This window comes from Actinorhabdospora filicis, from assembly GCF_030269765.1.
Lineage (GTDB): Bacteria > Actinomycetota > Actinomycetes > Mycobacteriales > Micromonosporaceae > Actinorhabdospora > Actinorhabdospora filicis.
Window position 1 is genome coordinate 83,226 of the sequence record NZ_BSTX01000001.1, and the last position, 22,598, is coordinate 105,823.

Here is a 22,598-nt window from a genome sequence, read left to right on the forward strand (position 1 = left end):
GTTCACTCCGCGCCCTTCTCACCCGACAGCAGCAGGTACAGCGCCGCCATCCGAACCAGTACTCCATTGGCGACCTGCTCGACGATCGCCGAGCGCGCCGAGTCGGCGACCTCGGGCGCGATCTCCATGCCCCGGACCATCGGGCCCGGGTGCATGACCAGCGCGTCGTCGGGCAGCAGCGCCGCACGGCGCAGGTCCAGGCCGTAACGCCGCGAGTACTCGCGCACCGACGGGAAGAAGGAGTCGGTCATGCGTTCACGCTGCACCCGCAGCATCATGACGACGTCGGTTTTGGGCAGAATCGCGTCGAAATCGTAGGAGATCCGGGCGGGCCAGGTCTCCACGCCGACAGGCAGCAGCGTCGGCGGCGCCACGAGGGTGACGTCGGCGCCCAGCGTGCGCAGCAGCAGGACGTTGGAGCGGGCCACGCGGCTGTGCAGGACGTCGCCGACGATGGTGACGCGCAGGCCGTCGAGGCGGCCCATCCGCTCGCGCATCGTGTAGGCGTCCAGCAGCGCCTGCGTGGGGTGCTCGTGGGTGCCGTCGCCGGCGTTCAGGACGCTCCCGTCGACCCACCCGGCGAGCCGGTGCGAGGCGCCGGAGGCGGGGTGGCGGATGACGACGGCGTCGGCGCCCATCGCCTGGAGGGTCCAGGCGGTGTCCTTCAGGCTCTCGCCCTTGGACACGCTGGAGCCCTTCGCGGAGAAGTTGACCACGTCGGCCGACAGGCGCTTGGCGGCGGTCTCGAAGGAGACGCGGGTGCGGGTGGAGTCCTCGTAGAAGAGGTTCACCACGGTCCGGCCGCGCAGGGTCGGCAGCTTCTTCACCTCGCGGCCGGTGAGGGCCTGCCCCAACTGGCGGGCGGTGTCGAGCAGCAGCGTCGCGGTGTCGCGGTCCAGGTCGGCCGCGGAGAGCAGGTGGCGGATCACAGGTCACCTCCGTGCAGGACGACCGCGTCGCGCTCGTCGGTCTCCCGCAGCAGCACCGAGACCTTCTCGCTGTGCGCGGTGGGGATGTTCTTGCCGACGTAGTCGGCGCGGATGGGCAGCTCGCGGTGGCCGCGGTCGACGAGGACGGCCAGCTGCACCTGCAGCGGGCGGCCGATGTCGTAGAGCGCGTTCAGCGCGGCCCGCACGGTGCGTCCCGAATACAGAACGTCATCGACGAGGATGACCCGGCGGCCGTCGATGCCCCCGGCGGGGACCGACGTCGGGCCCAGCGGGCGCGCGCCGCGCAGCCGCAGGTCGTCGCGGTAGAGGGTGACGTCCAGAGCGCCGTGCGGAACTTCGACGCCCTCGAAGGAGCGGATGCGCTCGGCGAGCCGGACGGCGAGGGGAACACCCCTGGTGGGAATGCCCAGCAGCGTCACGTCGCGGGCGCCGCGGGTCTTTTCGAGTATCTGATGCGCGATGCGGTCGACCACGCGACCGATATCGGCGTCTGAGAGCAGCTCTCGGGATGGTCCCGGCGTGTTATGGGCACGCTCGACCATGCCGACCTCCTTCCCCGCCTCACTGGACGGTCCGTTAAAGGTGATCGCCGACGACCCTATCAGCGCGGTGACAACGGGTTGTGGCCGGATTACGAGACCTGGGCCACTTGACGCAGCTCACCCCACCCGCCTAACCTCACTCTCCGTAGTGAAAACTGGTTTCCCCCAACCTGACAACAAAAGACTGGAGTCCTAGTCAATGCCGTCTGAGTACGCCAAGAGTCTCGGCAACCGCCTCCGTCAGATCCGGCAGCAGCAGGGCCTTTCGCTCCAGGGCGTCGAGGAGAAGTCGGCCGGCAAGTGGAAGGCGGTCGTGATCGGCTCGTACGAGCGCGGCGACCGCGCGGTCACCGTCGCCCGTCTCGCCGAGCTCGCCGCGTTCTACCGGGTGCCGGTCTCGGAGCTCCTCCCCGAGGGCACTCCGATGAAGTTCGAGCCCGCCGGGAAGATCATCCTCGACCTTGAGGCGCTCTACGAGCACCCGGCCGACGAGGTCGCCCCGATCGCCCGCTACGCCCGCGCCATCCAGCAGCAGCGCGGCGACTACAACGGCCGGATGCTCTCCATCCGCGCCGACGACCTCTCCGCCCTCGCGATCGTCTACGACACGACCCCCTCGGGCCTCGTCGAGCGGCTCACGGAGCTGGGCGTCCTCATCAGCGACCCGCACGAGTTCCTCAACCGGGACGCGTAAGCGCCACGGCGAATGACGTACATGGGGCGGGGACCTTCGGTCCTCGCCTTCGCCATATCCCCCGAACGGGCGACATGAAAAAGAAGGGGCCCGCGAGTGCGGGCCCCTTCTTTCATGACTACGGTCGGTCAGGCGCCGCCGCTCGCGATGTTGTTCAGCACGCCGTTGACGAAGGCGGGCGAATCGTCGGAGCAGAGGGTCTCGGCGAGCTTGACGGCCTCGGAGATGATCACCGGCACGTCCACGTCGACCTGGTGGCGCAGCTCGTAGACGGCCACGCGCAGGATGTTGCGGTCGACGGCCGGCATGCGCTGCAGCGTCCAGCCGTGGGCGGCCCCGGCGATCTCGAAGTCGATCTCCTTGAGGAAGGTCGCGATGCCCTCCACCAGGGTCACGGTGTACTCCGGGATCGAGGGCATGTCGCCGTACTGGTCGGCCAGCGACTGGCGGGTGGCCAGGACCTCGACGAAGGGCAGTCCGCGCTGCTCGGCCTCGTAGAGGACGTCCACCGCGCGCTTGCGCGCCTTGCGGCGGGCCGGGAAGGCGCCGAGGGACTTGGCGTTGTCGCCGGTCAACTTAGGAGCGACCGAGGTAGGAGCCGTCACGGGTGTCGACCTTGATCTTCTCGCCGGTGGTGATGAACAGCGGGACCTGCACCTCGGCGCCGGTCTCGACGGTGGCGGGCTTGGTGCCGGCCGAGGAGCGGTCGCCCTGGAGGCCCGGCTCGGTGTAGGTGACCTCAAGGATGACCGAGGTGGGCAGCTCGACGTAGAGCGGGGAGCCCTCGTGGACGCCGACGACGGCCTCCATCTCGGGGAGCAGGTACTTCGAGCCCTCGCCGACGGTGCCCTTGCCGACCGGGATCTGGTCGTAGGTGTCGGTGTCCATGAAGATGTAGTCGTCGCCGTCGACGTAGAGGAACTGGTAGGTCCGCTTGTCGACGGTCGCGGTCTCGACCTTCACGCCCGCGTTGAACGTCTTGTCGACGACCTTGCCGGACAGCACGTTCTTGAGGGTGGTCCGCACGAACGCCCCGCCCTTGCCGGGCTTGACGTGCTGGAACTTGACGACGGTCCACAGGTCGCCGTCGAGGTTGAGCACGAGGCCGTTCTTGAGGTCGTTCGTGGTTGCCATGCTCGCGTCTGTCTCTTTCTGCTCTTGGCGTCCTCGCGCGGCCGCGCGGGGGGACGGTTTCAGTTGTGAAGCTACAGGCCGGTTGGCAATAGTACCGACGCTCCCGATACCGGGATGCGCCGGACGCGCGGTAAGGGCGAGGATCACGCTGTGACGAGCATCGAGATCCACCGGGCCGGGCCGGAGCTGTTCGGTGAGCTGGCCGCCGTGGCGGCCTCCGCCCAGACGCTGTTCGCCGGGGCCGGGATAGAGCTGCCCGACGACGACGCCACCGGCACCCTCGCCCACGCGGCGGTGGTCCTGGCCGCGGGCCGCCCGCCGGTGGGCTTCGCCGCGCTGACCGTGCTGGACGGGTGCGCCCACCTGGAGGAGATCTCCGTCCACGCCGGGCACGGGCGACGCGGTGTCGGCACCGCGCTGCTGGACGCGGTGTGCGCCCACGCGCGCGAGGCGGGCTCCCCGGCGGTAACGCTCACCACGTTCCGCGACGTCCCGTTCAACGCGCCCTACTACGCCGCCCGCGGCTGGCGGGTGTGGCCGGAGCGGGAGTGGGGGCCCGGCATGCGCGCCCAGTGGGCCGCCGAGGCGCCCATTCGCGTCGCCCCGCGCGTGGCGATGCGAAAGGTGCTGCCCTGACCACCGGTGCGCGGCCCGGGTACCGTCCAGACGTGCGTCCGACGTGGGTGAGCAGGAAGGACCGGATCTTCGATCTGGTCTCCCTCGGGCTGCTCACCCTCGCCGCGGTCGCGTTCACCGCCCTGTCCCCCGACGTCGACTGGCTGTCGGCGGCGACGTGGACGGCGGCCCTGTTCCACCTGGCGGTCATCTGGACGCTGCTGTGGCGCCGCGGCCGCCCGGTCACGGTCGCCGTCATCGTCAGCGCGGCCACCGCCGCGATCACCGTGTCGGTGTACCTCGCGCCCGGCTGGCTGCTCGACGTCTCCGGCCGACCCGACGACGTGTGGATCAGCCTCGCCACCCCCATCGCCGCCTACTCGGTGGTCCTCTACGCGGCGAAGCCGTGGCAGGCGTGGACGATCGACCTGTTCCTGCTGGTCCTGCTCACCCGCCCGTGGGAGGGCCACGCGGCCACGATCATGGGCGCGCTGCTGTTCGTCGCGCTGCCCGCCTCGATCGCCGCCCGCCGCCGCGCGCAGCGGCGGCTCATCGCCTCCCTCGCCGAACGCGCCGAGGCCGCCGAGCGCGAGCGGCACCTGCTGGCCGAGGCCGCCCTCGCCGAGGAGCGCACGCGGCTGGCCGGGGAGGTCCACGACGTCGTCAGCCACCGGGTGGTGCTGATGGTGCTGCACGCCGAGGCGCTGCGCCGCTCCACCACCGACGAGCGGACCCGCGAGGCCGCCGCCGCGCTGACCACCGCCGGGCGCGAGGCGCTCGGCGAGATGCGCGAGCTGGTGGGGCTGCTGCGGGGAGAGCCCGCCTCCGGCGACGAGCCGCCCGGCCTGGACGAGCTGTCGCTGCTGGCCGGGGAGTCGGCCGGGATCGGCTTCCCCGTCGAGGTGGTCGAGGAGGGCGAGCGCCCGGAGGCCTCGCCGGTGATCGGTCGCACGGTGTACCGGATCGTGCGGGAGGCGCTGACCAACGTCCGCAAGCACGCCGACGGCGCCGAGACCACCGTGCGGGTGGTCTACGAGGGCGAGCGGGTGCTGCTGTCGGTGCGCAACACCGCCGGTTCGCGCGCGGCGGGCGTCCTGGGCGCCAGCGGTTCGGGCAGCGGCCTGCTGGGGCTGCGGCAGCGCGCCGAGCTGGTCGGCGGGACGCTGCGGGCGGGCCCGGTCAAGGGCGGCGGGTTCCTGGTCCAGGCGGATCTGCCCGCCTATCTGCCGGGTCAGTCGGTGAACGGCTCGTCGAGGTAGTTCAGGGCCTCGCGGACGGCGGCGGCGGGATCGCGGGCGATGACGGCCTCGACCAGGGGCCGGTGGTCGATGTAGTTCTCCTCGCACAGCACGTCGCCCATGTCGCTGGTCAGGGCCTGCCGGAGGGCGTCGCCGAGGTCGAGGTAGAGCTCGTGGAGCAGCTTGTTGTGGGCGGCGGCCACGATGTGCTGGTGGAGGCGCACGTCGGCGTCGACGAAGCCGGGGGCGTTGCCGGCGGCCCAGGCGTCCTCGCGGCGGGCCAGGGCGTCGCGGATGGCGGCCAGGTCCTCCTCGGTGCGGCGTACGGCGGCCTGCCGCACGGCCTCGACCTCCAGTCCGCGCCGGACCTCCAGGGCCTCGCGGACGTCGCAGTCGGCGACGCGGCGGCGCACCGCGCCGGACAGTTCGCTGGAGCCGCGCACGAAGGTCCCGGCGCCCTGGCGGATCTCCAGCAGCCCGGCGTGGGCGAGGGCGCGGACGCCTTCGCGGACGGTGTTGCGGCCGACGCCGAGGAGGGCGACGAGTTCGGGTTCGGTGGGGATGCGCTCGCCGACGGCCCACTCGCCGGCGGCGATCTGGGCGCGCAGCTGGCCGATGACCTGGTCGACGAGGGCGGAGCGTCGCGCGGCTTGCAGGGCCATGGCGTCCCCTTCTGTTTGTCCTAGCTCACATGGGCGGGGGGATGCCCGTGAGTGGCTTCGGGGTTTAATCTTGACAGGCCCCGAATTCATCCCATGATTCGATGACCTGCTGATTATGGTAGCCGCCCTGTGAGGAGTGCCGGATGACCACGACGGTGACCCAGCCGAGCCCGTCCGCCACCCGCGCCGCCCGCGCCGTGGGCTTCTCCTGGCTGCTCGTGGCCGGTGTCCTGCTGACCGCGATGAACCTCCGCACGGCGGTCACCAGCGTCGGCCCGCTGCTCGACGAGATCCGCTCCGGCCTGGGCATGAACAACGTGCTCGCCGGGGTCCTCACCACGCTCCCCGTGCTGGCCTTCGCCGGGCTCGGCGGGCTCACCCCCGCCCTCGGCCGCCGCCTGGGCGAGCGCCGCCTGCTGATCATCGCGCTGCTGACGATGTCGCTGGGCCTGGTCGCGCGCGCCTTCTCGCACTCGGTGCCGCTGTTCCTGGTCTTCTCCGCGCTGGCCCTGGCGGGCGGCGCGGTGGGCAACGTGGCCATCCCGGCGGTGGTGAAGCGGCACTTCCCCGACCGGGTGGGCCCGATGACGACGGCATACTCGACGGCCCTGGCGGTCGGCACCATGATCACCGCCGCGTTCACCGTTCCGCTGGAGCACGCTTTCGACGGCAACTGGCGGCTGGCGATGGGCGTGTGGGTGGTCCCGGCGCTGCTGGCGGTCGTCCCGTGGGCGCTGTGGCGCGACCCGGCGCGGGACGCCGAGGACCGCGCCGAGGCCGCCGCGCCGGTCAAGCGGGTGTGGCGCAGCCGCCTGGCGGTGATGATGGTGATCTTCTTCGGGATGCAGTCGATGATCGCCTACGTGATGTTCGGGTGGCTGGCGCAGCTGTTCCGCGACACCGGGCGCACCGCCTCGCAGGCCGGGCTGATGCTGGCGGTGTTCACCGCGATCAGCATCCCGGTGTCGATGATCGTGCCGTCGGTGGCGGCGAAGCTGCGCGACCAGCGCCCGGTGCTGTTCACGCTGGTGGGGCTGTACCTGGTCGGCCTGCCGGGCCTGGTGCTCGGCCGGGGCGCGCTGCAGTGGGCGGCGCTGGTCGTGACGGGCGTCGCGATGGGCACGTTCCCGCTGGTGCTGACCCTGTTCGGGCTGCGGACCCGCTCGCCGCAGGGCACCGCCGCGCTGTCGGCCTTCGCGCAGTCGGGCGGGTACCTGATCGCGGGCACCGGCCCGCTGCTGGTGGGCGTGCTCTACCAGGTCACCGACGGGTGGGCGGCGCCGTTCGCGCTGCTGATCGCCGCCGCCCTGGTCGCGCTGGTCACCGGCGCCTACATCGCCCGGGACCGCTACCTTGAGGACGAGCTGGCCGAGGCGGCCGAGTAGCCGTCGAAGAGCGCGCCCCCGGCGCCGTCCAGGACCTCCCGGGCGAAGCCGGCGGGCGCGTGGCGGGCCTCGGTCCACCGCGCGGCGAGGGCCGGGTCCAGGTCGCGCAGCTCGCGCAGGAGCCATTTGCCGGTGCCGGTCCAGTGCCCGGCGGCCAGCAGCGCCAGGTTCGCCGCGGCCAGCCACAGCTGGGCGGCGATGGTGACGCGCTCGCCTTCGTCGCGGGCGTGCTCCAGGTCGTCGATGAGGTCGGTGAGCATGTAGCGCTCCCGGTCCAGGGCGGCCGGCTCCGGCGCGCCGGGACCGGCGGCGAGGAAGGCGGCGCACTCCGCGCGCCAGGCGGCCAGCTCGGGGTCGCCGTCGCCGTGGACGGGCACGCCGCGGGCGATCATGCGGTGCATGACCGGGCGCCGCGCGGCCGGTTCGAGGCCGAGGTAGTGGCGGTGGCCGGCCTCGTCGTTGGCGAAGAACTCCACCGGCCAGCCGCGCCAGCGCAGCGACGAGCGCCCGGCGGCGGGATCGCCGTCGGGGAGGCGGACGACGATGTCGAGGTCGGATCCGGGCGTGCGCGCGTCCGTGGTGACGCTGCCGGTGAGCAGCGCCCAGCGGGCCTGGGGGAAGTGGGCGGTGACGGCGTCCCGCGCGTCGGTGAACGGATCTTGGGCCATGCCCCCATCCTGCACGGACGCGGGTGGGCCGGGCAACGCGATTCCCTTCGGTGGTGACCGAAGCGTCAGTGCCGGAGGATGGCCCCATGATCGATCCACAGGCGGGCGGGCTCGCCGAACTGGCCCAGGCGCTGGCCGACCGGACGCGCGCGGCGGTCCTGCTGGCGCTGCTGGACGGGCGCGCGTGGACGCCGGGCGAGCTGGCCCGACTGACGGGCGTGGCGCCGTCCACGATGAGCGGGCACCTGGCCAGGCTCACCGAGGCGGGCCTGGTGGCGCACACCGCGCAGGGCCGCCACCGGTACGTGCGGGTGGCGGGCTCGGAGGTCGCCGAGCTGGTGGAGACCCTCAGCTCGCGGCTGGACCGGCCGCTGCCACCGGTGACCTCGCTGCGCACCGCCAACCGCCGCCGGGCCCTGGCCGTGGCCCGCACCTGCTACGACCACCTGGCCGGGCGGCTGGGGGTGGCGGTGACCTCGGCGCTGGTCCGCACCGGCCGCGTCGATCACACCGCCGGGCGTCCCCCGGTGCTGACCGGCGCGGGCGAGGAGTGGTTCGCCGCGCTGGGCGCCGACCTGGACGCCATGGCCACCGCCCGCCGCCCGCTGCTGCGGGAGTGCCTGGACTGGACCGAGCGGCTGCCGCACCTGGCGGGCACCGCGGCGGCCTACCTGCGGACCGTGGCCGCCGAGCGCGGCTGGGTCGTCCCGGTCACCGGCACGCGCGCGTTGCGGGTGACGCCCGAGGGCGAGGCCGCGCTGCGCGAGCACCTCGGGATCGGGCCGGGCGAGCTCACCCTCACGTGACCACTTCGCCCTGGAGCCCGTGGAACGCGCCCAGCGCGGCGGCCTCGGCCTCCAGCGCGGGGTACGGCAGCCGGTCCCAGGCCTCGGTCTCCACGAGCAGCGAGCCCCGGCGGGTGACGTGGCTCCAGGTCCCGGCGACCCGGCCGCGCACCAGGATCAGCGGGCGCACGATCCCGCCGCCGCGCCGCACGTCCTTGGCGTGGGCGGCGTCGAGGGTGAAGGAGCGGTCCTTGTAGGCCAGCAGCCAGGAGTCGAAGTGCCCCAGGAGCAGCAGCTCCGGGACGGGCGCGGGCTCGATGTCCGGCTCGGCGGCGTGCGCCAGGGCCTTGCGGGCGGTGCCGAGCGGCAGTCCCGACCAGGCGGCGAGGTCGGCGGCGGTGGCGGGCCCGTGCCCGGCGAGATAGCGCTCGCCGAGCTCGCGCAGGGGGTCCGCAGGCTCGTGACCGGCGGGGATCTCCCGGTAGGTCTCCCCGTCGGGGTCCAGGCAGGCGTCGCCGCTCTGGCACAGCGCGGTCAGCACGTAGGCGCGGGCCTGGCCCTCGGGGACGCCGTTGGCCGCGGCGATGGCCTGGAGCTCCTCGCGGGTGGCGGGCAGCGCGGCGGCCAGCAGCGGGCGGACCCGCGCCAGCAGCTCAGGGGTCAGCCCCAGCTCCAGGCGGCGGCCCGCCTGCCGGTCGAGGAAGTAGGGGCCGAACAGGCGGGTGAGCCAGCCGATGTCCTCGGTGGCGGTGAGGTGGATCGTGCCGCGCATCAGCCACGTCCGCAGCGTCCCGGTGGTGTCGCCGGGGGTGCCGGGCGTCAGGCGCGGGCGGAGGATGTGCCGGGGAATCCACGCGCCCTGCGCCTGGACGGCGAGCATGCGCCGGACGGCGCCGAGCGCGGTGGGCAGGGGCGCGGAGAGGGCCTGCGCGGTGAGGCGGGCGGCGATGAGATCCACCGCGACACGGTAGCCGCCGGGTCTGTCAATGGTGGGAGCGTGTCAGCGGTTGCCGCGCAGGTACCGCAGGACCGCCAGGACCCGCCGGTTGTCGTCCTCGGTGGCGGTGAGGCCGAGCTTGGTGAAGATCCCGGTGACGTGCTTGGCCACGGCCGCCTCGGAGACCGACAGCTCGCGCGCGGCGGCGGCGTTGGAGCGGCCCTCCGCCATCAGCCCCAGCACCTCCCGCTCGCGCGCGCTCAGCGCGCCCAGCGGGTCCCGGTTGCGGCGGACGAGCCGCTGCACGACGAGCGGGTCGATGACGGTCCCCCCGGCCAGGACGCGCTCGACGGCGTCGCGGAACTCGCCGATCGCGGCGACGCGGTCCTTGAGCAGGTAGCCGAAACCGGCGCCCTCGGAGTCGATGAGCTCACCGGCGTAGGTGACCTCGATGTACTGGCTGAGGACCAGCACCGCCAGCCCCGGGTCGGCCGCGCGCAGCCCGATGGCCGCCACCAGGCCCTCGTCGCCGAACGTGGGCGGCATCCGCACGTCGGTGACGACGAGGTCGGGCGCGTAGGCCGAGACCGCGTCGCGCAGGCCCCGGACGTCGCCGACGGCGGCGACGACCTCGTGCCCGAAGCGGGTGAGGAGCCCCACGACGCCCTCGCGGATGAGGACGCCGTCCTCGGCGAGGACTACGCGGGCGGGCCGGTCGGCGGGCATGGGATCTCCACGACTACTCGGGTGGGCCCGCCGGGCGGGCTGGACAGGCTCAGGGAACCGTCGACGACGGCGACGCGGTCGGCGAGGCCGGTGAGGCCGGTGCCGCGCGAGGGATCGGCCCCGCCGCGCCCGTTGTCGGTGATCTCCACCCGCAGCCTCCCACGGCTCACCGCCGCCTCCAGCGTGGCGTCGTCGGCGCCGCTGTGCCGGGCGACGTTGGCGAGGGCCTCGCAGGCGGCGAAGTAGGCGGCGGTCTCCACCGCCGGTGGCAGGCGTGGCAGGTCGGCGGTGACGGACACGGGGATCGCCAGGTGGTCCACGGCCTCGGCGAGCGCGGCGGCCAGTCCCCGCTCGGTGAGGACGCGGGGGTGGATGCCGTGGATGAGCTCGCGGATCTCGGCGAGGGCCGCCGCGGCCTCGCCCTGCGCCTTCGCCATGAGGGTGTCGCGTTCCTCCCCGTCGCTGATGCGGGCGAGGCCGATGGTGACGCCGAGGGCGACCAGGCGCTGCTGGGCCCCGTCGTGGAGGTCGCGTTCGATGCGGCGGCGCTCGGCGTCGAAGGCGTCGACGAGGCGGGCGCGGGAGCGGGTGACGGCGGTGAGGGCGTCGCCGCCGGGCCCGGCGAGCAGGACGCGGGCGACGGTGGCGCGCGGGGTGGCGTAGAGGGCGACGAGGTGCAGGCCCAGGACCAGCATCGCCACGCCGATGGGGACGACGGCCCAGGCGGCGCCGGGGCTGCCGATGAGCACGAGCTTCACCAGGCGCACCTCGCCGTCCTCGGAGGCGGCCAGCAGCAGCGGCGCCAGGATCAGCGAGCCGGGCACGACGAGGGCGCAGACCAGCACGAACAGGTCGGCCGGCCACAGGACGGTGGCGAACAGCGCGACGTAGCCCAGGGCGCGCCAAGTGCCGCGCTCGGCCAGGCGCGTGCGCGCCCACGACGCCAGGCCCGGGTGCGGCGGCTGCCGGTGCGGGACCGGGGCGCGGCGGGTGTCGGCCAGGCGCATCCGGGCGCGTTCCAGCACGCCCACGGGCAGGCCGAGCAGGGCCAGCGCGATGAGGAACGGGACGCCGATGAGCACGATCGTCAGGGCCGCCCCGACCGCGAGGAGCGCGGTGGCCAGCAGGAGGACGGCCAGCCCGGCGGCGGCGCCCGTGACGAGGTAGGCGGCGCACGTCCACGGCCAGCGGCTCCACAGGAACCGGTGGGAGGTCAGTGCCCGCCAGGCGGTCTCGGCGTGCATCCCACGACGGTACGCGGGCGGCGGGCGCGCGGCACGGGAGCGGGATGGAGGCCGGGGGTAGAGGTTCCTCTACCCCCGGCCTCCATGCAGGGCCAGTGCGCCGCGCGGCGATCCGGGGTGTGCTGGTGGGCATGTCGAACGCAGTCGTGTTGTCCGGCCTGCGCCGGGCCTACGGGTCGGGCCAGAACGCCGTGACCGCCCTGGACGGGGTCTCGCTCGCCTTCCGCGCGGGCACCTTCACCGCCGTGATGGGCCCCTCCGGCTCGGGCAAGTCCACTTTGCTTCAGTGCGCGGCGGGCCTGGACCGGCCCGACGCGGGCTCGGTGGTCCTGGACGGCGGGAACCCGGTCGAGCTGACCGGCCTGCCCGAGCGGCGGCTGACGGCGCTGCGCCGCGAGCGGATCGGTTTCGTGTTCCAGTCGGTGAACCTGCTGCCGGCGCTGACCGCCGAGCAGAACGTGGCCCTGCCCCTGCGGCTCGCCGGTCGCCGTGTGACGCGCGCCGAGCTGCGCGAGGCCCTGGCCGAGGTCGGCCTGGAGGGACGCGGCGGGCACCGCCCCGGCGAGCTGTCGGGCGGGCAGCGACAGCGCGTGGCGATCGCGCGCGCCCTGGTCACCCGGCCCGACGTGCTGTTCGCCGACGAGCCCACCGGCGCCCTCGACACCGAGAGCGGGGCCATGGTCCTGCGGCTGATGCGCGGCCTCGCCGACGGCGGGCAGACCATCATCATGGTCACCCACGACCCCGTCGCCGCCTCCTACGCCGACCGGGTCGTGTTCATCGCCGACGGCCGCGCCGCCGGAGAGGACCACGCGCCCACCCCCGAACGCGTCGCCGCCGCCCTGGCCTCGCTGCGCCCGAAGGTCCTGGCATGAGGGCCCTGTTCCCGATGGCGTGGCGGGGTCTTCGCGCCCGCTGGATCACCGTCACCACGACGTTCCTCGCCCTGGCCCTCGGCGTCGCGCTGATCACCGCCATGGGCCAGGTCCTCGCCGGGACGCTCTCCGCCCCGGGCCGCGCGCCGTCCCGCTACGCCGAGGCGCCCGTCGTGGTCGTCGCGACCGGCGAGCTGAGCGTCCCCGTCCCCGGCGGATCGGCCGCGCGGGACCTGGCCGACTCCCCCGGGCTGTCCCCGGCGCAGCTGGACGCCCTGGCGCAGGCCGGTCCGCTCACCCTCGACCACGTCTTCCCCGCCGGTGGCCTCGGCGGGCCGCTCACCGGCCGGTCCCTGGCCACCGCCGGGGCGTCGGGCGCCGCTCCCCTCACCGGGCGCGCGCCCGCCGCCGACGGCGAGGTCCTGCTGGCCGCGCCCGGCACCGCGGCGGGCGCCCGGATCACCCTCTACGGCCCCGACGGGACCGCCGGGGAGTACCTGGTGGCCGGTACCGCCGCGCCCGTCGGCGGCGAGCCGACGGTCTTCTTCACCCCCGCCGAGGCCGCCCGGCTGTCCCCGCGCGTGGACGTCGCCCTCGCCGCCGCGCCCGTCACCGTGCCCGGCACGCGCGTGCTGACCGGTGACGCGCGCCGCGTCCTGGACCCCGCCACCGCGCGCGACGAGGAGGCGCTCATCAGCGTCAACGCGCTCACCGGCACCGCCGGTGGCGTCGCCGCGTTCGTCTCGGTCTTCGTGGTCGCCTCCACCTTCGCCTTCGCGGTGGCGCGCAGGCGCGGCGAGTTCGCGCTGCTGCGCGCCGCCGGGGCCACGCCGCGGCAGGTGCGCCGCGTGGTCCTCACCGAGGCGCTGCTGCTGGGCGTGCTGGGCTCGGCGGCCGGATGCGTCCTCGGCGACGCCGGGGCGCCGGAGCTCGCCGCGCGGCTGCGCGGGGCCGGGCTCGCGCCGGACTGGTTCACCGTCGGCGGCTCCACCGCCCCCGCCCTCATCGCCTTCGCCACCGGCGTCCTCGTCGCCCTCACCGGGGCGTGGACGGCGGCGCGCCGCGCGGGCCGGGTGCGTCCCGCCGAGGCGCTGCGCGAAGCCGAGACCGAGAAGCGCGGCATCACCCCCGTCCGGCTGCTGGCCGGGCTGGCCGCCCTGGCGGGCGCGGTGTGGATGACCGCCGAGCCGCTCGCCACCGCGCCCGCCGAACTCCTCAAACGCAAGCAGTACACGCCCCTGGCGATGCTGCTGCTCATCGCCCTGGCCGCGCTGGCGCCGCTCATCGTGCCGCCGATCGCGCGGCTGGTCACCTGGCCGCTGACGCGCCTGCGCGGCGCGACGGGGATGCTGGCCCGCGCCTCGGCCCTCGGCGCGCCCGCCCGCACCGCCGCCACCGCCGCGCCCGTCGTCCTCACCGTCGGCCTCGCGGTGTGCCTGATGGGCGCGACCGGGACCGTGGACGAGGCCCGCGCCGCCGAACGCGCCGACCGGGTCGCCGCGGACTTCGCCGCCCTGCCCGGCGACGCGCCCGCCGTGGCCCCGGACGTGGCCGCCGCGCTCGCCGCGGTGCCCGGCGCGCGGACCCTGACGGTGCGCGAGACCAGCGTCTACGACCTGGAGGAGGACACCGTCCTGCTGCGGCGGCAGGCGCGGGCCATCGACGGGGACCCCACCGGCCTGCTGTCGCTGCCGCTGGTCGACGGCGACCCGGCCGCGCTCGACGACACCGGCATCGTCGTCGACACCGAGTGGGGACGCCGGGTCGGGGAGACCGTGCGCGTCCACCGCGCCGACGGCTCCCCCGTGGACCTGCGGGTCGTGGCCGTCATCCGCGAGGGCGCGGGCGGCAACGGCGCCTACGTCACCGCCGTCCACGCCCCCGGCGCGCCCATCGCCGAGGTCCTCGTGGACGCCCCCTCCGCCGACGCCGTCCGCGCCGCGGTGGCGAACACCGGCGCGCGACTGCTGACCCGGGCCGAGTGGCGCGAGCGCGCCCTCACCGGCGCCACCTCCGAGGTCCGGCTGGTCGCCATCGGCCTCGTCGTGGGCCTGGCGCTGCTCTACACGGGACTGTTCCTGGTCGGCACCCTCGCCATGGCCACCCGCGAGCGCCACGCCGAGCTGCGGCTGCTGCGCCTGGCCGGGGCCGGGCGCGCGCACGTGCTGGCGTACCTGGCCGCCGAGACGGGCCTGGTGGTCCTCACCGGCTGCGTGCTGGCCGCCGTGGCGGGCGCGGTGTCGCTGGGCGGGCAGTGGCTGGCCCTGCGCGGCCTCACCGGGGACGCCGCGATCGCCGTGCCGTGGCCCACGGTCGGGCTCATCGCCGCCGGATGCGCGGTACTGGCGCTGGGGACGGTGCTGACCGTCGCCCTCGCCTCCCGCACGCGTGAGGAGGCGGCGGCGTGACGGCTAGCGCGCGTCCGGGTGGGCGACGGCGATGTGGGACAGCGCGAGGCGGTACCCGTCCACCCCCGCGCCCACGATGACCGCCGAGGCGTGGGCGGAGATGTAAGAGTGGTGCCGGAAGGGCTCGCGCTTGTGCACGTTGGAGATGTGCACCTCGATCAGCGGCGCGGTCAGCATCGCGCAAGCGTCGCCGATGGCGATCGAGGTATGGGTGTAGGCCCCGGCGTTCAAAACGACGGGGTCCCCCGCCTCGGCGGCCTGGTGCAGCCGGTCGAGGATCTCGTGCTCGGCGTTGCTCTGCCAGACCTCGACCTCCAGGCCGAGCTCCTCGCCGGCGCGCTCGCAGAGCTTCACCAGGTCGGCGTAGGTGGTGGAGCCGTAGATGTGCGGCTCACGGGTGCCCAGGCGGTTCAGGTTGGGCCCGTTGATGACGCGGACGGTCACGTGCTCACCCTTCGACGGCGGCGTACGCGGCGCGCATCTGCTCTTCGGTCACGTCGGAGACCAGGGCGGGGCGGCCGATGTCCTCCAGCAGCACGAAGCGCATGGTCGCGCCGACGGACTTCTTGTCCACCCGCATCGCGCCCAGCAGCTCGTCCCAGCGCCCGCCCGGGTAGGACACCGGCAGGCCGAGCGAGGTGAGGACCGCGCGGGTGCGGTCGACGACGTCCACCCGGCCCGTGAGGCGGCCCAGGTGCGCGGCGTACATCATGCCCACGGCCACCGCGTCGCCGTGGCGCCAGCGGTAGTCCTCGATCTTCTCGATCGCGTGGGCGAAGGTGTGGCCGTAGTTGAGGAAGGCCCGGCGGCCGGTCTCCCGCAGGTCCTCGGTGACGACCTCGGCCTTGACGCGGATGGCGCGGGTGGCGATGTCGGCCAGCAGCACCGACTCCGGGTCGAGGGCGGCCTTCGGGTCGCTCTCCACCCGGCGCAGGATCTCGGCGTCGGCGATGAAGCCGCACTTGACGACCTCGGCGAGCCCGGCGGCCAGGTCGGCGGCGGGCAGGGTCGCCAGGAAGCCCAGGTCGCACAGGACGGCGGCCGGGGGGTGGAAGGCGCCGACGAGGTTCTTCCCGGCGGAGGTGTTGACGCCGGTCTTGCCGCCGACGGCGGCGTCGACCATGCCCAGCAGCGAGGTCGGGATCTGCACGACCCGCACTCCCCGCAGCCAGCAGGCCGCGACGTACCCGGCGAGGTCGGTGACGGCCCCGCCGCCGATGCCCAGGACGACGTCGGTGCGGGTGAACCCAGCCGCGCCCAGGCGCTCCCAGCAGGCCTCGGCGACCGCGACGGTCTTGCCGGCCTCGGCGTCGGGGACCTCGATGAGGTAGGGACGCGCGCCCGCCTCGGCGACGATCGCGGCGAGCTCGGCGGCCGCCTCCGACATCGGGGCGGCGTGCAGGATCGCGGCCTTCGCGGCGCCCTTCAGGTAGGGCGTGACGCCCCGGGCGAGCCCGTGGCCGACGACCGCGTCGTACTCGGCGGCGCCGCCGACGGGCACGAACACGGGGACGCCCCCGAGCCGGGCCATCAGCTCGTCGACGATCAGCGCGGGTTCCCGCTCGTCGGTGTCGACGGCGAAGGCGGCGACCTCCTCGTAGAGGGGCAGCCGCTGGTCCATGAGGAGCTTCAGGGTCGCGCGGGGGTTCATCTCCAGCAGCGGGCGGCCTCCGCCGAGGCCGACGCGCTTGACGGCCTCGGACAGGCCGACGTTGAGGAACACCACCCGGTGGCCGCGCAGGAGCTCGCGCGTCTCGGCGGCCAGGACCGCGCCCCCGCCGAGGGAGACGACGCCGTGGTGCCCGCCGAGGGCGGCGGCGACGGCCTCGCGCTCCAGGGCGCGGAAGTGCTCCTCGCCGTGGTCGATGAAGATCTCCGGGATCGGTTTCCCGGCCAGCGCGGCGATGTCGGCGTCGGTGTCGCGGAAGGGCAGCCCGAGGCGCTCGGCGAGGGCGGCGCCGACGGTGCTCTTGCCGGACCCGGGGGGCCCGACGAAGACGGCGACGGGCTTCACCGGATCAGCAGGTTGTCGAGGTAGGCGGCGAGGTTGCGGGAGGTCTCGCCGACGGAGTCGCCGCCGAACTTCTCCAGCGCGGCCTCGGCGAGCACGAACGCGACCATGGCCTCGGCGACCACGGCGGCGGCCGAGACGGCGACGACGTCGGAGCGCTGGGCGATGGCGGCGGCGGCCTCGCCGGTGGCGACGTCCACGGTGGACAGCGGCCGGGTGAGCGAGGAGATCGGCTTCATCGCGGCGCGCACCCGCAGGGGCTCGCCGGTGGTGATGCCGCCTTCGAGTCCGCCGGCGCGGTCGGTGAGGCGGCGGACGCCGTCGTCGGTGGCCACGATCTCGTCGTGGGCGACCGAGCCGCGCGAGCGGGCCTGGGTGAAGGCGTCGCCGATCTCGACGCCCTTGATGGCCTGGATGGACATCAGGGCGGCGGCCAGGCGCGCGTCGAGCTTGCGGTCCCACTGGACGTGCGAGCCGAGCCCGGGGGGCGCGCCGTAGGCGAGGACCTCCACGACACCGCCGAGGGTGTCGGCGTCCTGCTTGGCGGCGTCGACGGCGGCGACCATCCGCGCGGAGGCCTCGGGGTCGAGGCAGCGCAGCGGGTCGGCGTCGATCTGGGCCTCGTCGCCGGGGACGGGGAGGACGCCGGGCTTGGCGGCCACGTCGCCGAGGGCGACCACGTGGGAGAGGACGTCGATGCCGAGGGCCTGCTTGCAGAAGGCCTTGGCGACGGCGCCGATGGCGACGCGCGCGGCGGTCTCGCGGGCGCTGGCGCGCTCCAGGATCGGCCGGGCGTCGTCGTGGGCGTACTTCTGCATGCCCGCGAGGTCGGCGTGCCCGGGCCGGGGCCGGGTGAGCGGCTTGTTGCGGGCCTGCGCGTCGAGGAGTTCGGCGTCCACCGGGTCGGGGGACATGACGGTCTCCCACTTGGGCCACTCGGAGTTGCCCACCCGGATGGCGACCGGGGACCCGAGGGTGCGGCCGTGGCGGAGGCCGCCGATGAACTCGACCTCATCGCGCTCGAACTTCATGCGCGCACCGCGACCGTAGCCGAGCCGTCGTCTGGCCAGTTCGGCCGTGACGTCGGCGGTGGTCACCTCCACGCCGGCCGGCAGGCCGTCGATGATGGCCACGAGGGCCGGTCCGTGCGATTCTCCGGCGGTCATCCAACGCAACACGTCCGCAAGTCTCGCACGGGCGCGGCCCCGCCCGTTCGGCAGGTGAGCGGCCCGTCCCAGCCGTCGGGACGCCTCAGCGCAGCAACGTCATCAGCGCCCCCACCAGCAGAACCGGGCCGTAGGGGACCTCGCGGCGGCCGCGCGCCAGCGCCCATCCGGCCGCGAGGCCCCCGGCGGTGAGAACGAGCACGGTGGCGGCCCACACGGCGGCCCACGACACCGCGCCCAGGGGCAGCGCGAGCAGCCCGGCGAGCTTGACGTCCCCGGGCCCGAGCGCGGCGGGCGCGAGCAGGTGGACGGACCCCAGCCCGGCCAGGGCCACGACGGCGGCGGCCACCGCGCGCCACACCGCGTCCGGCGGCCCGGTCGCGGCCAGCCCGGCGAGCACCGCCGGGTAGGCGGGCAGCGTGAGCGGATCGGGCAGCCGCCGCGCCAGGACGTCGGTGAGCACCAGCGGCGCGGCCAGCGCGGCGAGGAGCACGACGGGCGCCGCCGCCGTCCAGGCCGCGATCGCGGCGAACCCGGCCGAGCAGAGCGCGAGCGGGACGGCCGGGCACGGCAGCCCGGTGCGGGAGACGACGACGCGGGCGAGGAGCGGGGCGAACCCGACGGCGAGCGCGGGCGGCGCGGCGGCGAAAATGTCCATGTCGCATGAATAGCGGACAGGTACGACATTCCAGAACACGTGCGTCACCGGGGCACACTGGCCCCATGCTCATCCGCCCCGTAGTGCCCGAAGACATCGACGCCCGCGTCGCCCTCCACCGCGCGTGCGTGCCCTTCTCCGTCGCCACCCCCGCCATCATGGGCACGGATCCGGCCGAGCCGGACCCGCACCGGCTGCGCCTGGCCGCCGAGGTGGACGGCCGTCTCGTCGCCACCTGCGGCGCCGACCTCGACGACCCCGCCCGCGGTGCCGGGAGCGTCAACGTCATGGTCCTGCCGGAGCATCGCGGCGCGGGCATCGGCGCCGGGCTGTACGCGCGGGCCGAGGCGCACCTGGCCGCGATCGGCGCCCGGCACGTGACGGCCTCGGTCTTCGAGGAGACCTCGCGGTCCTTCGCCGAGCGGCGCGGATTCGCCGCCCACGGCGTCACGCGCGTCGCGACCTTCGATCCGCGCGAGGCGTCCGGCGAACCGGCGCCGGACGGGATCACGCTGCGCGCCGGCAGCGAGCTGCCCGACCTGCGCGCCTTCCACGAGCTCGACCTGGCCTTCGGCCCCGATCTCCCGCTCACGCTGCCGTACGCGGCGAAGCCCTTCGAGGAGTGGCTGGCCCGGCGCGACGGTGTCATCCCGCTGGATCCCGAGCTGTGCTTCGTCGCCTACGACGGCGACCTGCCGGTGGCGATGACGCTCACCGCGGTCACCGAAGACCGGATGCTCACCACCCGCACGGGCACCCGTCCCGGCCACCGCCGCCGCAGCCTGGCGCGCGCGGTGAAGGTCGCCGCGCTGACCGCCGGGGCGAAGAAGGGCATGACCCGCGCCCTCACCTGGAACGGCGCGAAGAACACCGCCATCATCGCGGCCAACGAGTCGCTCGGGTACCGCCTGCACACCGAGATCACGATCATGGTCCGGGAGTCCTGATGCTCATCCGCACGCCGGTGCCCGGCGACACCCCCGCGCGCCTGGCCCTCGCCCGCGCCGCCACGCCGTACACGATGGCCTCGGCGGACCTCATCGACCGGATCGACGCGCGGAGCGCGCCCGGGGACCGGCGGCTGACGCTGCTGGCCGAGGCCGGCGGGGAGGTCATCGGGGTCGGGACGGCGGCCACCGACCGGTTCCTGGCGCCCGGCGCGTCCACCGCCAACGTCATCGTCGCCCCCGGGCACCGGGGGCGCGGGTACGGCGCGGCGCTGTGGGCGCGGCTGGCGGCGCACCTGGACGGCGCCGGGGCGGCCGTCGTGCACGCGGCCACCGACCACGACGCGGGCGTGGCCTTCGCCGGGCGCCGGGGGTTCGCCGTCGCCGCCGAGACGCGCGTGTCGGCCGTCGACCCGCGCGAGGTCGCCGAGCCGGCCGTCCCCGCCAGCCTGGCGCTCGTCCCCCTCGCCGACCCGGCGGCCATGCGCGGCGCCTACGCGCTGCACCGGCTGACCGACCTGCCCTCGGTGGTGGAGTACCGGGACCTGTCGTTCGCCGACTGGCGCGCCCGCGCGACCAACGCCGGGGTCCTGGACCTCGACTGCTCGCTGGTGGTCTTCGAGGACGGCGAGCCGATCGCGCTGACGATGATCAACATCTCCGGGACGCGCGGCTTCAACAGCCTCGCCGCCACCCGCGCCGACCACCGCGGACGCGGGCTCGCCGGGCTGGTGAAGGCGGCGAGCCTGCGCGCGGCCGCCGCCAAGGGCGTCACGCTGGTCGCCACGTACAACGACGCCGACAACGCGCCGATGATCGCGGTCAACACGCGCCTGGGCTACCGGCCCTACGCCACCCGCCGCGAGCTGCGGCGAGGCTGACTCCGGTACACCGCTAGCGCCCGTACGCCGCCGCGCACTCCATCTCCTAGCGCCCGTACGCCGCCGCGCGCAGTGCCGTCCGCATCGCCTCCACCGGCGCGCCGACGCCGGTGAACAGCTCGAACTGCCGGACGGCCTGCGCCAGCAGCAGCGCCAGCCCGTCCACCACGAGGCACCCGGCCTCCTGCGCGCCGCGCGCCAGCGGCGTCGGCCACGGGTCGTAGAGCACGTCGAACAGGGTCGTGCCCGCGCCCCAGGAGACCGTCAGGTCGTCGGCGACGCCCTTGGGCACGGTGGAGATGACCAGGTCGGCGGCCGAGCAGGCGGGCGCCTGCGTCCACGACGCCCCGGTGAAGCGGTTCGCGCCGAGCCGTTCGGCGACGCCCTCCAGCTCGGCGAGCGCCTCCGGCCGCCGCGCGTAGGCGATGATCTCGGCGGCGCCGAGGTCGACGGCGGCGGCCAGCGCGGCGCGGGCGGTGCCGCCGGCGCCGAGGATCGCCACCGTGTTCGCCTTCTCCATGCCGGAGTCGAGCAGCGCGTCGACGATGCCGGGCGCGTCGGTGTTCTCGGCGAAGCGGCGCCCGTCGCGCAGGACGAGGGTGTTGGCCGCGCCGATCGCGAGGGCCGCCGGGGACGCCTCGTCGGCGACGTCCAGGCCGGCCTCCTTGAGCGGCATGGTCAGCGACAGCCCGGCCCAGGACTCGCCGAGGCCGCCGAGGAAGCCCGGCAGGGCCTCCTCGGTGACGTCGTGGCGTCCGTAGCTCCACCCGGTGAGCCCGGCGGCGGCGTACCCCGCGTTGTGGATCACCGGGGACAGCGAGTGCGTCACGGGCGAGCCGAGGACGGCGGCGCGGTGCTCGTCGGTCATGTCACAGGACTCCGTTTTGCTTTGCCTTCTCGACGTTGCGGTCGTGCTCGGCCTTGGTGTCGGCGAAGGCCGAGTGGCCTTCCTTGTCGATGGCCACGAAGTACAGCCACGCGCCCGGGGGCGGGTTCATCGCGCCCTTGAGGGCGGTCTCGCCGGGGCTGTTGATGGGGGTCGGCGGCAGGCCCTTGAAGGCGTGCGTGGACCACTTGTTGCGCGGGTTCTTCAGCTCGTCGAGGCTCATGTCGCCCGACTTCTTCGCCTCGCGCCCGGCCATCTGCTCGCCGTAGTTCCAGGTGACGTCGTATTCGAGGTAGCCGGTCACGAACTCCTTGTCGGAGATCTCCTTGACCCGGTTGTAGGCGACGCGGGCGATCTTCGGCATGTCCTCGGCGACACCGGCCTCGGCCTGCGACAGGGACGCGATGATCAGCACCTCGTAGGGCGACAGGCCGCCCATGTGCTCCTTGACGTTGCCGACGAAGTCCATCTTGTCGGTGACGGTGAGGAACTGCTTGACCATCTGCTTGAGGATCACCTCGGCGGTGGCGTCCTTGGGGAACTGGTAGGTGTCGGGGTACAGGAAGCCCTCGACGCTCTTGACGATCTCCTTGCCGTCGGTGCGCTTGAACCACTCCTCGGGCACGCCGAGGGCGACGGGGTCCTCGCCGAGCTTCTTGAAGTCCTCGGCGGCGATCCCGGTCTTCTTGGCCAGGATGTCGTAGACGTCCCACATGGCGCGGCCGGGCGGCACGAGCGTGCCGTCGTTGTCCTTGCCGGCCGGGGAGAGCATCAGGTCGAGCGCGGCCTTCCCCGACATCTCCTTGCGGAGCTTGTAGGTGCCGGCCTGGAGGCCGCGCGACTCGGGGTTGTCCTGGGCGGCCTGCACGAAGGCGGCGGCGCTCTTGACGACGCCCTGGTTGAACAGGATGTTGGCGATCTCGGCGATGGTCGCCCCGTCGGGCACCGTCACCTCCACCTCGGTGGTCCCGGTGCCCTGGAAGTCGGGCGCGGCCAGCGAGTCCTGGATCTTGTTGTACGCCCAGTAGCCGCCCCCGGCAAGCCCCGCGAACAGCACCAGGACGAGGACGAGCGTGATCCCCGTCTTGCTCTTGCGCTTGCGGCGATGGCTCTTGGGACGGCCGGGGCCGCCCTCTCCCGTGCGCGCGAAGTCGTCAAGCACGGACACGTCGCTCTCCCCAGATTT

24 protein-coding genes and 1 pseudogene are annotated in these 22,598 nt (G+C 74.4%); 9 read left to right on the forward strand and 16 right to left on the reverse strand.

Annotated elements, in window-relative coordinates; genetic code table 11:
- Positions 1-2: 2 nt before the first annotated feature.
- Both QSK10_RS00415 and pyrR read right to left on the reverse strand, forming a co-directional pair.
- The gene (locus tag QSK10_RS00415) at positions 3-929 is read right to left on the reverse strand and encodes an aspartate carbamoyltransferase catalytic subunit (protein WP_285660519.1); all 927 of its coding nucleotides are present in this window, start codon (positions 927-929) and stop codon (positions 3-5) included.
- On the reverse strand, positions 926-1,492 hold the full coding sequence (pyrR, locus tag QSK10_RS00420) for a bifunctional pyr operon transcriptional regulator/uracil phosphoribosyltransferase PyrR (RefSeq protein WP_285660520.1): 567 nt from the start codon (positions 1,490-1,492) through the stop codon (positions 926-928). The genes QSK10_RS00415 and pyrR overlap by 4 nt, the downstream gene beginning before the upstream one ends.
- 199 nt (positions 1,493-1,691) lie before the next feature.
- On the opposite strand from pyrR, the gene bldD reads away from it, so the two are divergent.
- Positions 1,692-2,186, forward strand: a complete 495-nt coding sequence (gene bldD / locus QSK10_RS00425; RefSeq protein ID WP_285660521.1) for a transcriptional regulator BldD — start codon at positions 1,692-1,694, stop codon at positions 2,184-2,186.
- 128 nt (positions 2,187-2,314) lie between these two features.
- On the opposite strand, the gene nusB is transcribed toward bldD, so the two are convergent.
- The gene (gene nusB / locus QSK10_RS00430; protein ID WP_285660522.1) at positions 2,315-2,761 is read right to left on the reverse strand and encodes a transcription antitermination factor NusB; all 447 of its coding nucleotides are present in this window, start codon (positions 2,759-2,761) and stop codon (positions 2,315-2,317) included.
- A 1-nt stretch (position 2,762) separates the two neighbouring features.
- The gene (efp, locus tag QSK10_RS00435) at positions 2,763-3,320 is read right to left on the reverse strand and encodes an elongation factor P (protein ID WP_285660523.1); all 558 of its coding nucleotides are present in this window, start codon (positions 3,318-3,320) and stop codon (positions 2,763-2,765) included.
- Between the two features lie 150 nt (positions 3,321-3,470).
- Here efp and QSK10_RS00440 point away from each other — a divergent pair, with 150 nt between their 5' ends.
- Together QSK10_RS00440 and QSK10_RS00445 are read left to right on the forward strand one after the other, a co-directional pair.
- Positions 3,471-3,956 (forward strand): GNAT family N-acetyltransferase, encoded by a 486-nt coding sequence (locus QSK10_RS00440; RefSeq protein WP_285660524.1) that lies wholly within the window; start codon positions 3,471-3,473, stop codon positions 3,954-3,956.
- 32 nt (positions 3,957-3,988) lie between these two features.
- A complete protein-coding gene (locus QSK10_RS00445; protein WP_285660525.1) occupies positions 3,989-5,194 on the forward strand; it encodes a sensor histidine kinase in 1,206 nt (401 codons plus the stop codon).
- On the opposite strand, the gene QSK10_RS00450 is transcribed toward QSK10_RS00445, so the two are convergent.
- Complete coding sequence (locus QSK10_RS00450) at positions 5,167-5,835, reverse strand: FadR/GntR family transcriptional regulator (protein WP_285660526.1); 669 nt, start codon at positions 5,833-5,835, stop codon at positions 5,167-5,169. The two genes, QSK10_RS00445 and QSK10_RS00450, sit on opposite strands and share 28 nt — an antisense overlap.
- A 143-nt stretch (positions 5,836-5,978) precedes the next feature.
- Between QSK10_RS00450 and QSK10_RS00455 the strand changes: the two genes are divergently transcribed.
- On the forward strand, positions 5,979-7,220 hold the full coding sequence (locus QSK10_RS00455; protein WP_285660527.1) for a CynX/NimT family MFS transporter: 1,242 nt from the start codon (positions 5,979-5,981) through the stop codon (positions 7,218-7,220).
- Here QSK10_RS00455 and QSK10_RS00460 read toward each other — a convergent pair.
- Positions 7,184-7,888 carry a nucleotidyltransferase domain-containing protein gene (locus QSK10_RS00460; protein ID WP_285660528.1) on the reverse strand — a complete coding sequence of 235 codons (705 nt, stop codon included), beginning with the start codon at positions 7,886-7,888 and terminating at the stop codon, positions 7,184-7,186. The two genes, QSK10_RS00455 and QSK10_RS00460, sit on opposite strands and share 37 nt — an antisense overlap.
- An 86-nt stretch (positions 7,889-7,974) precedes the next feature.
- Between QSK10_RS00460 and QSK10_RS00465 the strand changes: the two genes are divergently transcribed.
- Positions 7,975-8,694, forward strand: coding sequence for an ArsR/SmtB family transcription factor (locus tag QSK10_RS00465; RefSeq protein ID WP_285660529.1), 720 nt, complete (start codon positions 7,975-7,977; stop codon positions 8,692-8,694).
- On the opposite strand, the gene QSK10_RS00470 is transcribed toward QSK10_RS00465, so the two are convergent.
- Genes QSK10_RS00470 through QSK10_RS00480 form a run of 3 tightly spaced genes read right to left on the reverse strand, consistent with a single transcriptional unit; the run spans position 8,687 to position 11,580 of the window.
- Positions 8,687-9,631, reverse strand: coding sequence for a DNA glycosylase AlkZ-like family protein (locus QSK10_RS00470; protein WP_285660530.1), 945 nt, complete (start codon positions 9,629-9,631; stop codon positions 8,687-8,689). The genes QSK10_RS00465 and QSK10_RS00470 overlap by 8 nt on opposite strands.
- Positions 9,632-9,673: 42 nt before the next feature.
- Complete coding sequence (locus tag QSK10_RS00475; RefSeq protein ID WP_285660531.1) at positions 9,674-10,336, reverse strand: response regulator transcription factor; 663 nt, start codon at positions 10,334-10,336, stop codon at positions 9,674-9,676.
- The gene (locus QSK10_RS00480; RefSeq protein ID WP_285660532.1) at positions 10,309-11,580 is read right to left on the reverse strand and encodes a sensor histidine kinase; all 1,272 of its coding nucleotides are present in this window, start codon (positions 11,578-11,580) and stop codon (positions 10,309-10,311) included. The genes QSK10_RS00475 and QSK10_RS00480 overlap by 28 nt, the downstream gene beginning before the upstream one ends.
- Positions 11,581-11,711: 131 nt before the next feature.
- Here QSK10_RS00480 and QSK10_RS00485 point away from each other — a divergent pair, with 131 nt between their 5' ends.
- A complete protein-coding gene (locus tag QSK10_RS00485) occupies positions 11,712-12,455 on the forward strand; it encodes an ABC transporter ATP-binding protein (RefSeq protein WP_285660533.1) in 744 nt (247 codons plus the stop codon).
- Positions 12,452-14,863, forward strand: coding sequence for an ABC transporter permease (locus QSK10_RS00490; protein WP_285660534.1), 2,412 nt, complete (start codon positions 12,452-12,454; stop codon positions 14,861-14,863). Before QSK10_RS00485 ends, QSK10_RS00490 begins: the two co-directional genes overlap by 4 nt.
- A gap of 3 nt (positions 14,864-14,866) precedes the next feature.
- Here QSK10_RS00490 and aroQ read toward each other — a convergent pair whose 3' ends face one another.
- The 5 genes and pseudogenes from aroQ to QSK10_RS00515 all read right to left on the reverse strand — a co-directional run bounded on the left by aroQ (position 14,867) and on the right by QSK10_RS00515 (position 18,698).
- Positions 14,867-15,307, reverse strand: coding sequence for a type II 3-dehydroquinate dehydratase (gene aroQ / locus QSK10_RS00495; protein ID WP_285660535.1), 441 nt, complete (start codon positions 15,305-15,307; stop codon positions 14,867-14,869).
- 4 nt (positions 15,308-15,311) lie between these two features.
- The gene (gene aroB / locus QSK10_RS00500; RefSeq protein ID WP_285662882.1) at positions 15,312-16,394 is read right to left on the reverse strand and encodes a 3-dehydroquinate synthase; all 1,083 of its coding nucleotides are present in this window, start codon (positions 16,392-16,394) and stop codon (positions 15,312-15,314) included.
- Positions 16,377-16,877: pseudogene (locus QSK10_RS00505) on the reverse strand (shikimate kinase); the annotation flags it as partial. The pseudogene QSK10_RS00505 and the gene aroB, both read right to left, overlap by 18 nt.
- Complete coding sequence (aroC, locus tag QSK10_RS00510; protein ID WP_285660536.1) at positions 16,874-18,052, reverse strand: chorismate synthase; 1,179 nt, start codon at positions 18,050-18,052, stop codon at positions 16,874-16,876. The pseudogene QSK10_RS00505 and the gene aroC, both read right to left, overlap by 4 nt.
- Before the next feature lie 73 nt (positions 18,053-18,125).
- Positions 18,126-18,698 (reverse strand): prepilin peptidase, encoded by a 573-nt coding sequence (locus QSK10_RS00515; protein ID WP_285660537.1) that lies wholly within the window; start codon positions 18,696-18,698, stop codon positions 18,126-18,128.
- Positions 18,699-18,763: 65 nt separating this feature from the next.
- Here QSK10_RS00515 and QSK10_RS00520 point away from each other — a divergent pair, with 65 nt between their 5' ends.
- Together QSK10_RS00520 and QSK10_RS00525 are read left to right on the forward strand one after the other, a co-directional pair.
- The gene (locus QSK10_RS00520) at positions 18,764-19,645 is read left to right on the forward strand and encodes a GNAT family N-acetyltransferase (protein ID WP_285660538.1); all 882 of its coding nucleotides are present in this window, start codon (positions 18,764-18,766) and stop codon (positions 19,643-19,645) included.
- Positions 19,645-20,526 carry a GNAT family N-acetyltransferase gene (locus QSK10_RS00525; protein ID WP_285660539.1) on the forward strand — a complete coding sequence of 294 codons (882 nt, stop codon included), beginning with the start codon at positions 19,645-19,647 and terminating at the stop codon, positions 20,524-20,526. The genes QSK10_RS00520 and QSK10_RS00525 overlap by 1 nt, the downstream gene beginning before the upstream one ends.
- 46 nt (positions 20,527-20,572) lie before the next feature.
- On the opposite strand, the gene QSK10_RS00530 is transcribed toward QSK10_RS00525, so the two are convergent.
- Both QSK10_RS00530 and mltG read right to left on the reverse strand, forming a co-directional pair.
- Positions 20,573-21,394, reverse strand: a complete 822-nt coding sequence (locus QSK10_RS00530; protein WP_285660540.1) for a shikimate dehydrogenase — start codon at positions 21,392-21,394, stop codon at positions 20,573-20,575.
- Between the two features lies 1 nt (position 21,395).
- On the reverse strand, positions 21,396-22,580 hold the full coding sequence (gene mltG, locus QSK10_RS00535) for an endolytic transglycosylase MltG (protein ID WP_285660541.1): 1,185 nt from the start codon (positions 22,578-22,580) through the stop codon (positions 21,396-21,398).
- Positions 22,581-22,598: the final 18 nt, after the last annotated feature.

What these genes read in the sequence shown, in the direction of transcription:
- QSK10_RS00450 (WP_285660526.1), bottom strand. Translation starts at nt 5,835, where the DNA reads ATGGCCCTGCAAGCCGCGCGACGCTCCGCCCTCGTCGACCAGGTCATC.
- QSK10_RS00530 (WP_285660540.1), bottom strand. Translation starts at nt 21,394, where the DNA reads ATGACCGACGAGCACCGCGCCGCCGTCCTCGGCTCGCCCGTGACGCAC.
- QSK10_RS00455 (WP_285660527.1), top strand. Translation starts at nt 5,979, where the DNA reads ATGACCACGACGGTGACCCAGCCGAGCCCGTCCGCCACCCGCGCCGCC.
- QSK10_RS00465 (WP_285660529.1), top strand. Translation starts at nt 7,975, where the DNA reads ATGATCGATCCACAGGCGGGCGGGCTCGCCGAACTGGCCCAGGCGCTG.
- QSK10_RS00460 (WP_285660528.1), bottom strand. Translation starts at nt 7,888, where the DNA reads ATGGCCCAAGATCCGTTCACCGACGCGCGGGACGCCGTCACCGCCCAC.
- QSK10_RS00525 (WP_285660539.1), top strand. Translation starts at nt 19,645, where the DNA reads ATGCTCATCCGCACGCCGGTGCCCGGCGACACCCCCGCGCGCCTGGCC.
- QSK10_RS00485 (WP_285660533.1), top strand. Translation starts at nt 11,712, where the DNA reads ATGTCGAACGCAGTCGTGTTGTCCGGCCTGCGCCGGGCCTACGGGTCG.
- pyrR (WP_285660520.1), bottom strand. Translation starts at nt 1,492, where the DNA reads ATGGTCGAGCGTGCCCATAACACGCCGGGACCATCCCGAGAGCTGCTC.
- QSK10_RS00480 (WP_285660532.1), bottom strand. Translation starts at nt 11,580, where the DNA reads ATGCACGCCGAGACCGCCTGGCGGGCACTGACCTCCCACCGGTTCCTG.
- bldD (WP_285660521.1), top strand. Translation starts at nt 1,692, where the DNA reads ATGCCGTCTGAGTACGCCAAGAGTCTCGGCAACCGCCTCCGTCAGATC.
- aroB (WP_285662882.1), bottom strand. Translation starts at nt 16,394, where the DNA reads ATGGCCCGGCTCGGGGGCGTCCCCGTGTTCGTGCCCGTCGGCGGCGCC.
- efp (WP_285660523.1), bottom strand. Translation starts at nt 3,320, where the DNA reads ATGGCAACCACGAACGACCTCAAGAACGGCCTCGTGCTCAACCTCGAC.
- QSK10_RS00520 (WP_285660538.1), top strand. Translation starts at nt 18,764, where the DNA reads ATGCTCATCCGCCCCGTAGTGCCCGAAGACATCGACGCCCGCGTCGCC.
- QSK10_RS00475 (WP_285660531.1), bottom strand. Translation starts at nt 10,336, where the DNA reads ATGCCCGCCGACCGGCCCGCCCGCGTAGTCCTCGCCGAGGACGGCGTC.
- QSK10_RS00515 (WP_285660537.1), bottom strand. Translation starts at nt 18,698, where the DNA reads ATGGACATTTTCGCCGCCGCGCCGCCCGCGCTCGCCGTCGGGTTCGCC.
- QSK10_RS00490 (WP_285660534.1), top strand. Translation starts at nt 12,452, where the DNA reads ATGAGGGCCCTGTTCCCGATGGCGTGGCGGGGTCTTCGCGCCCGCTGG.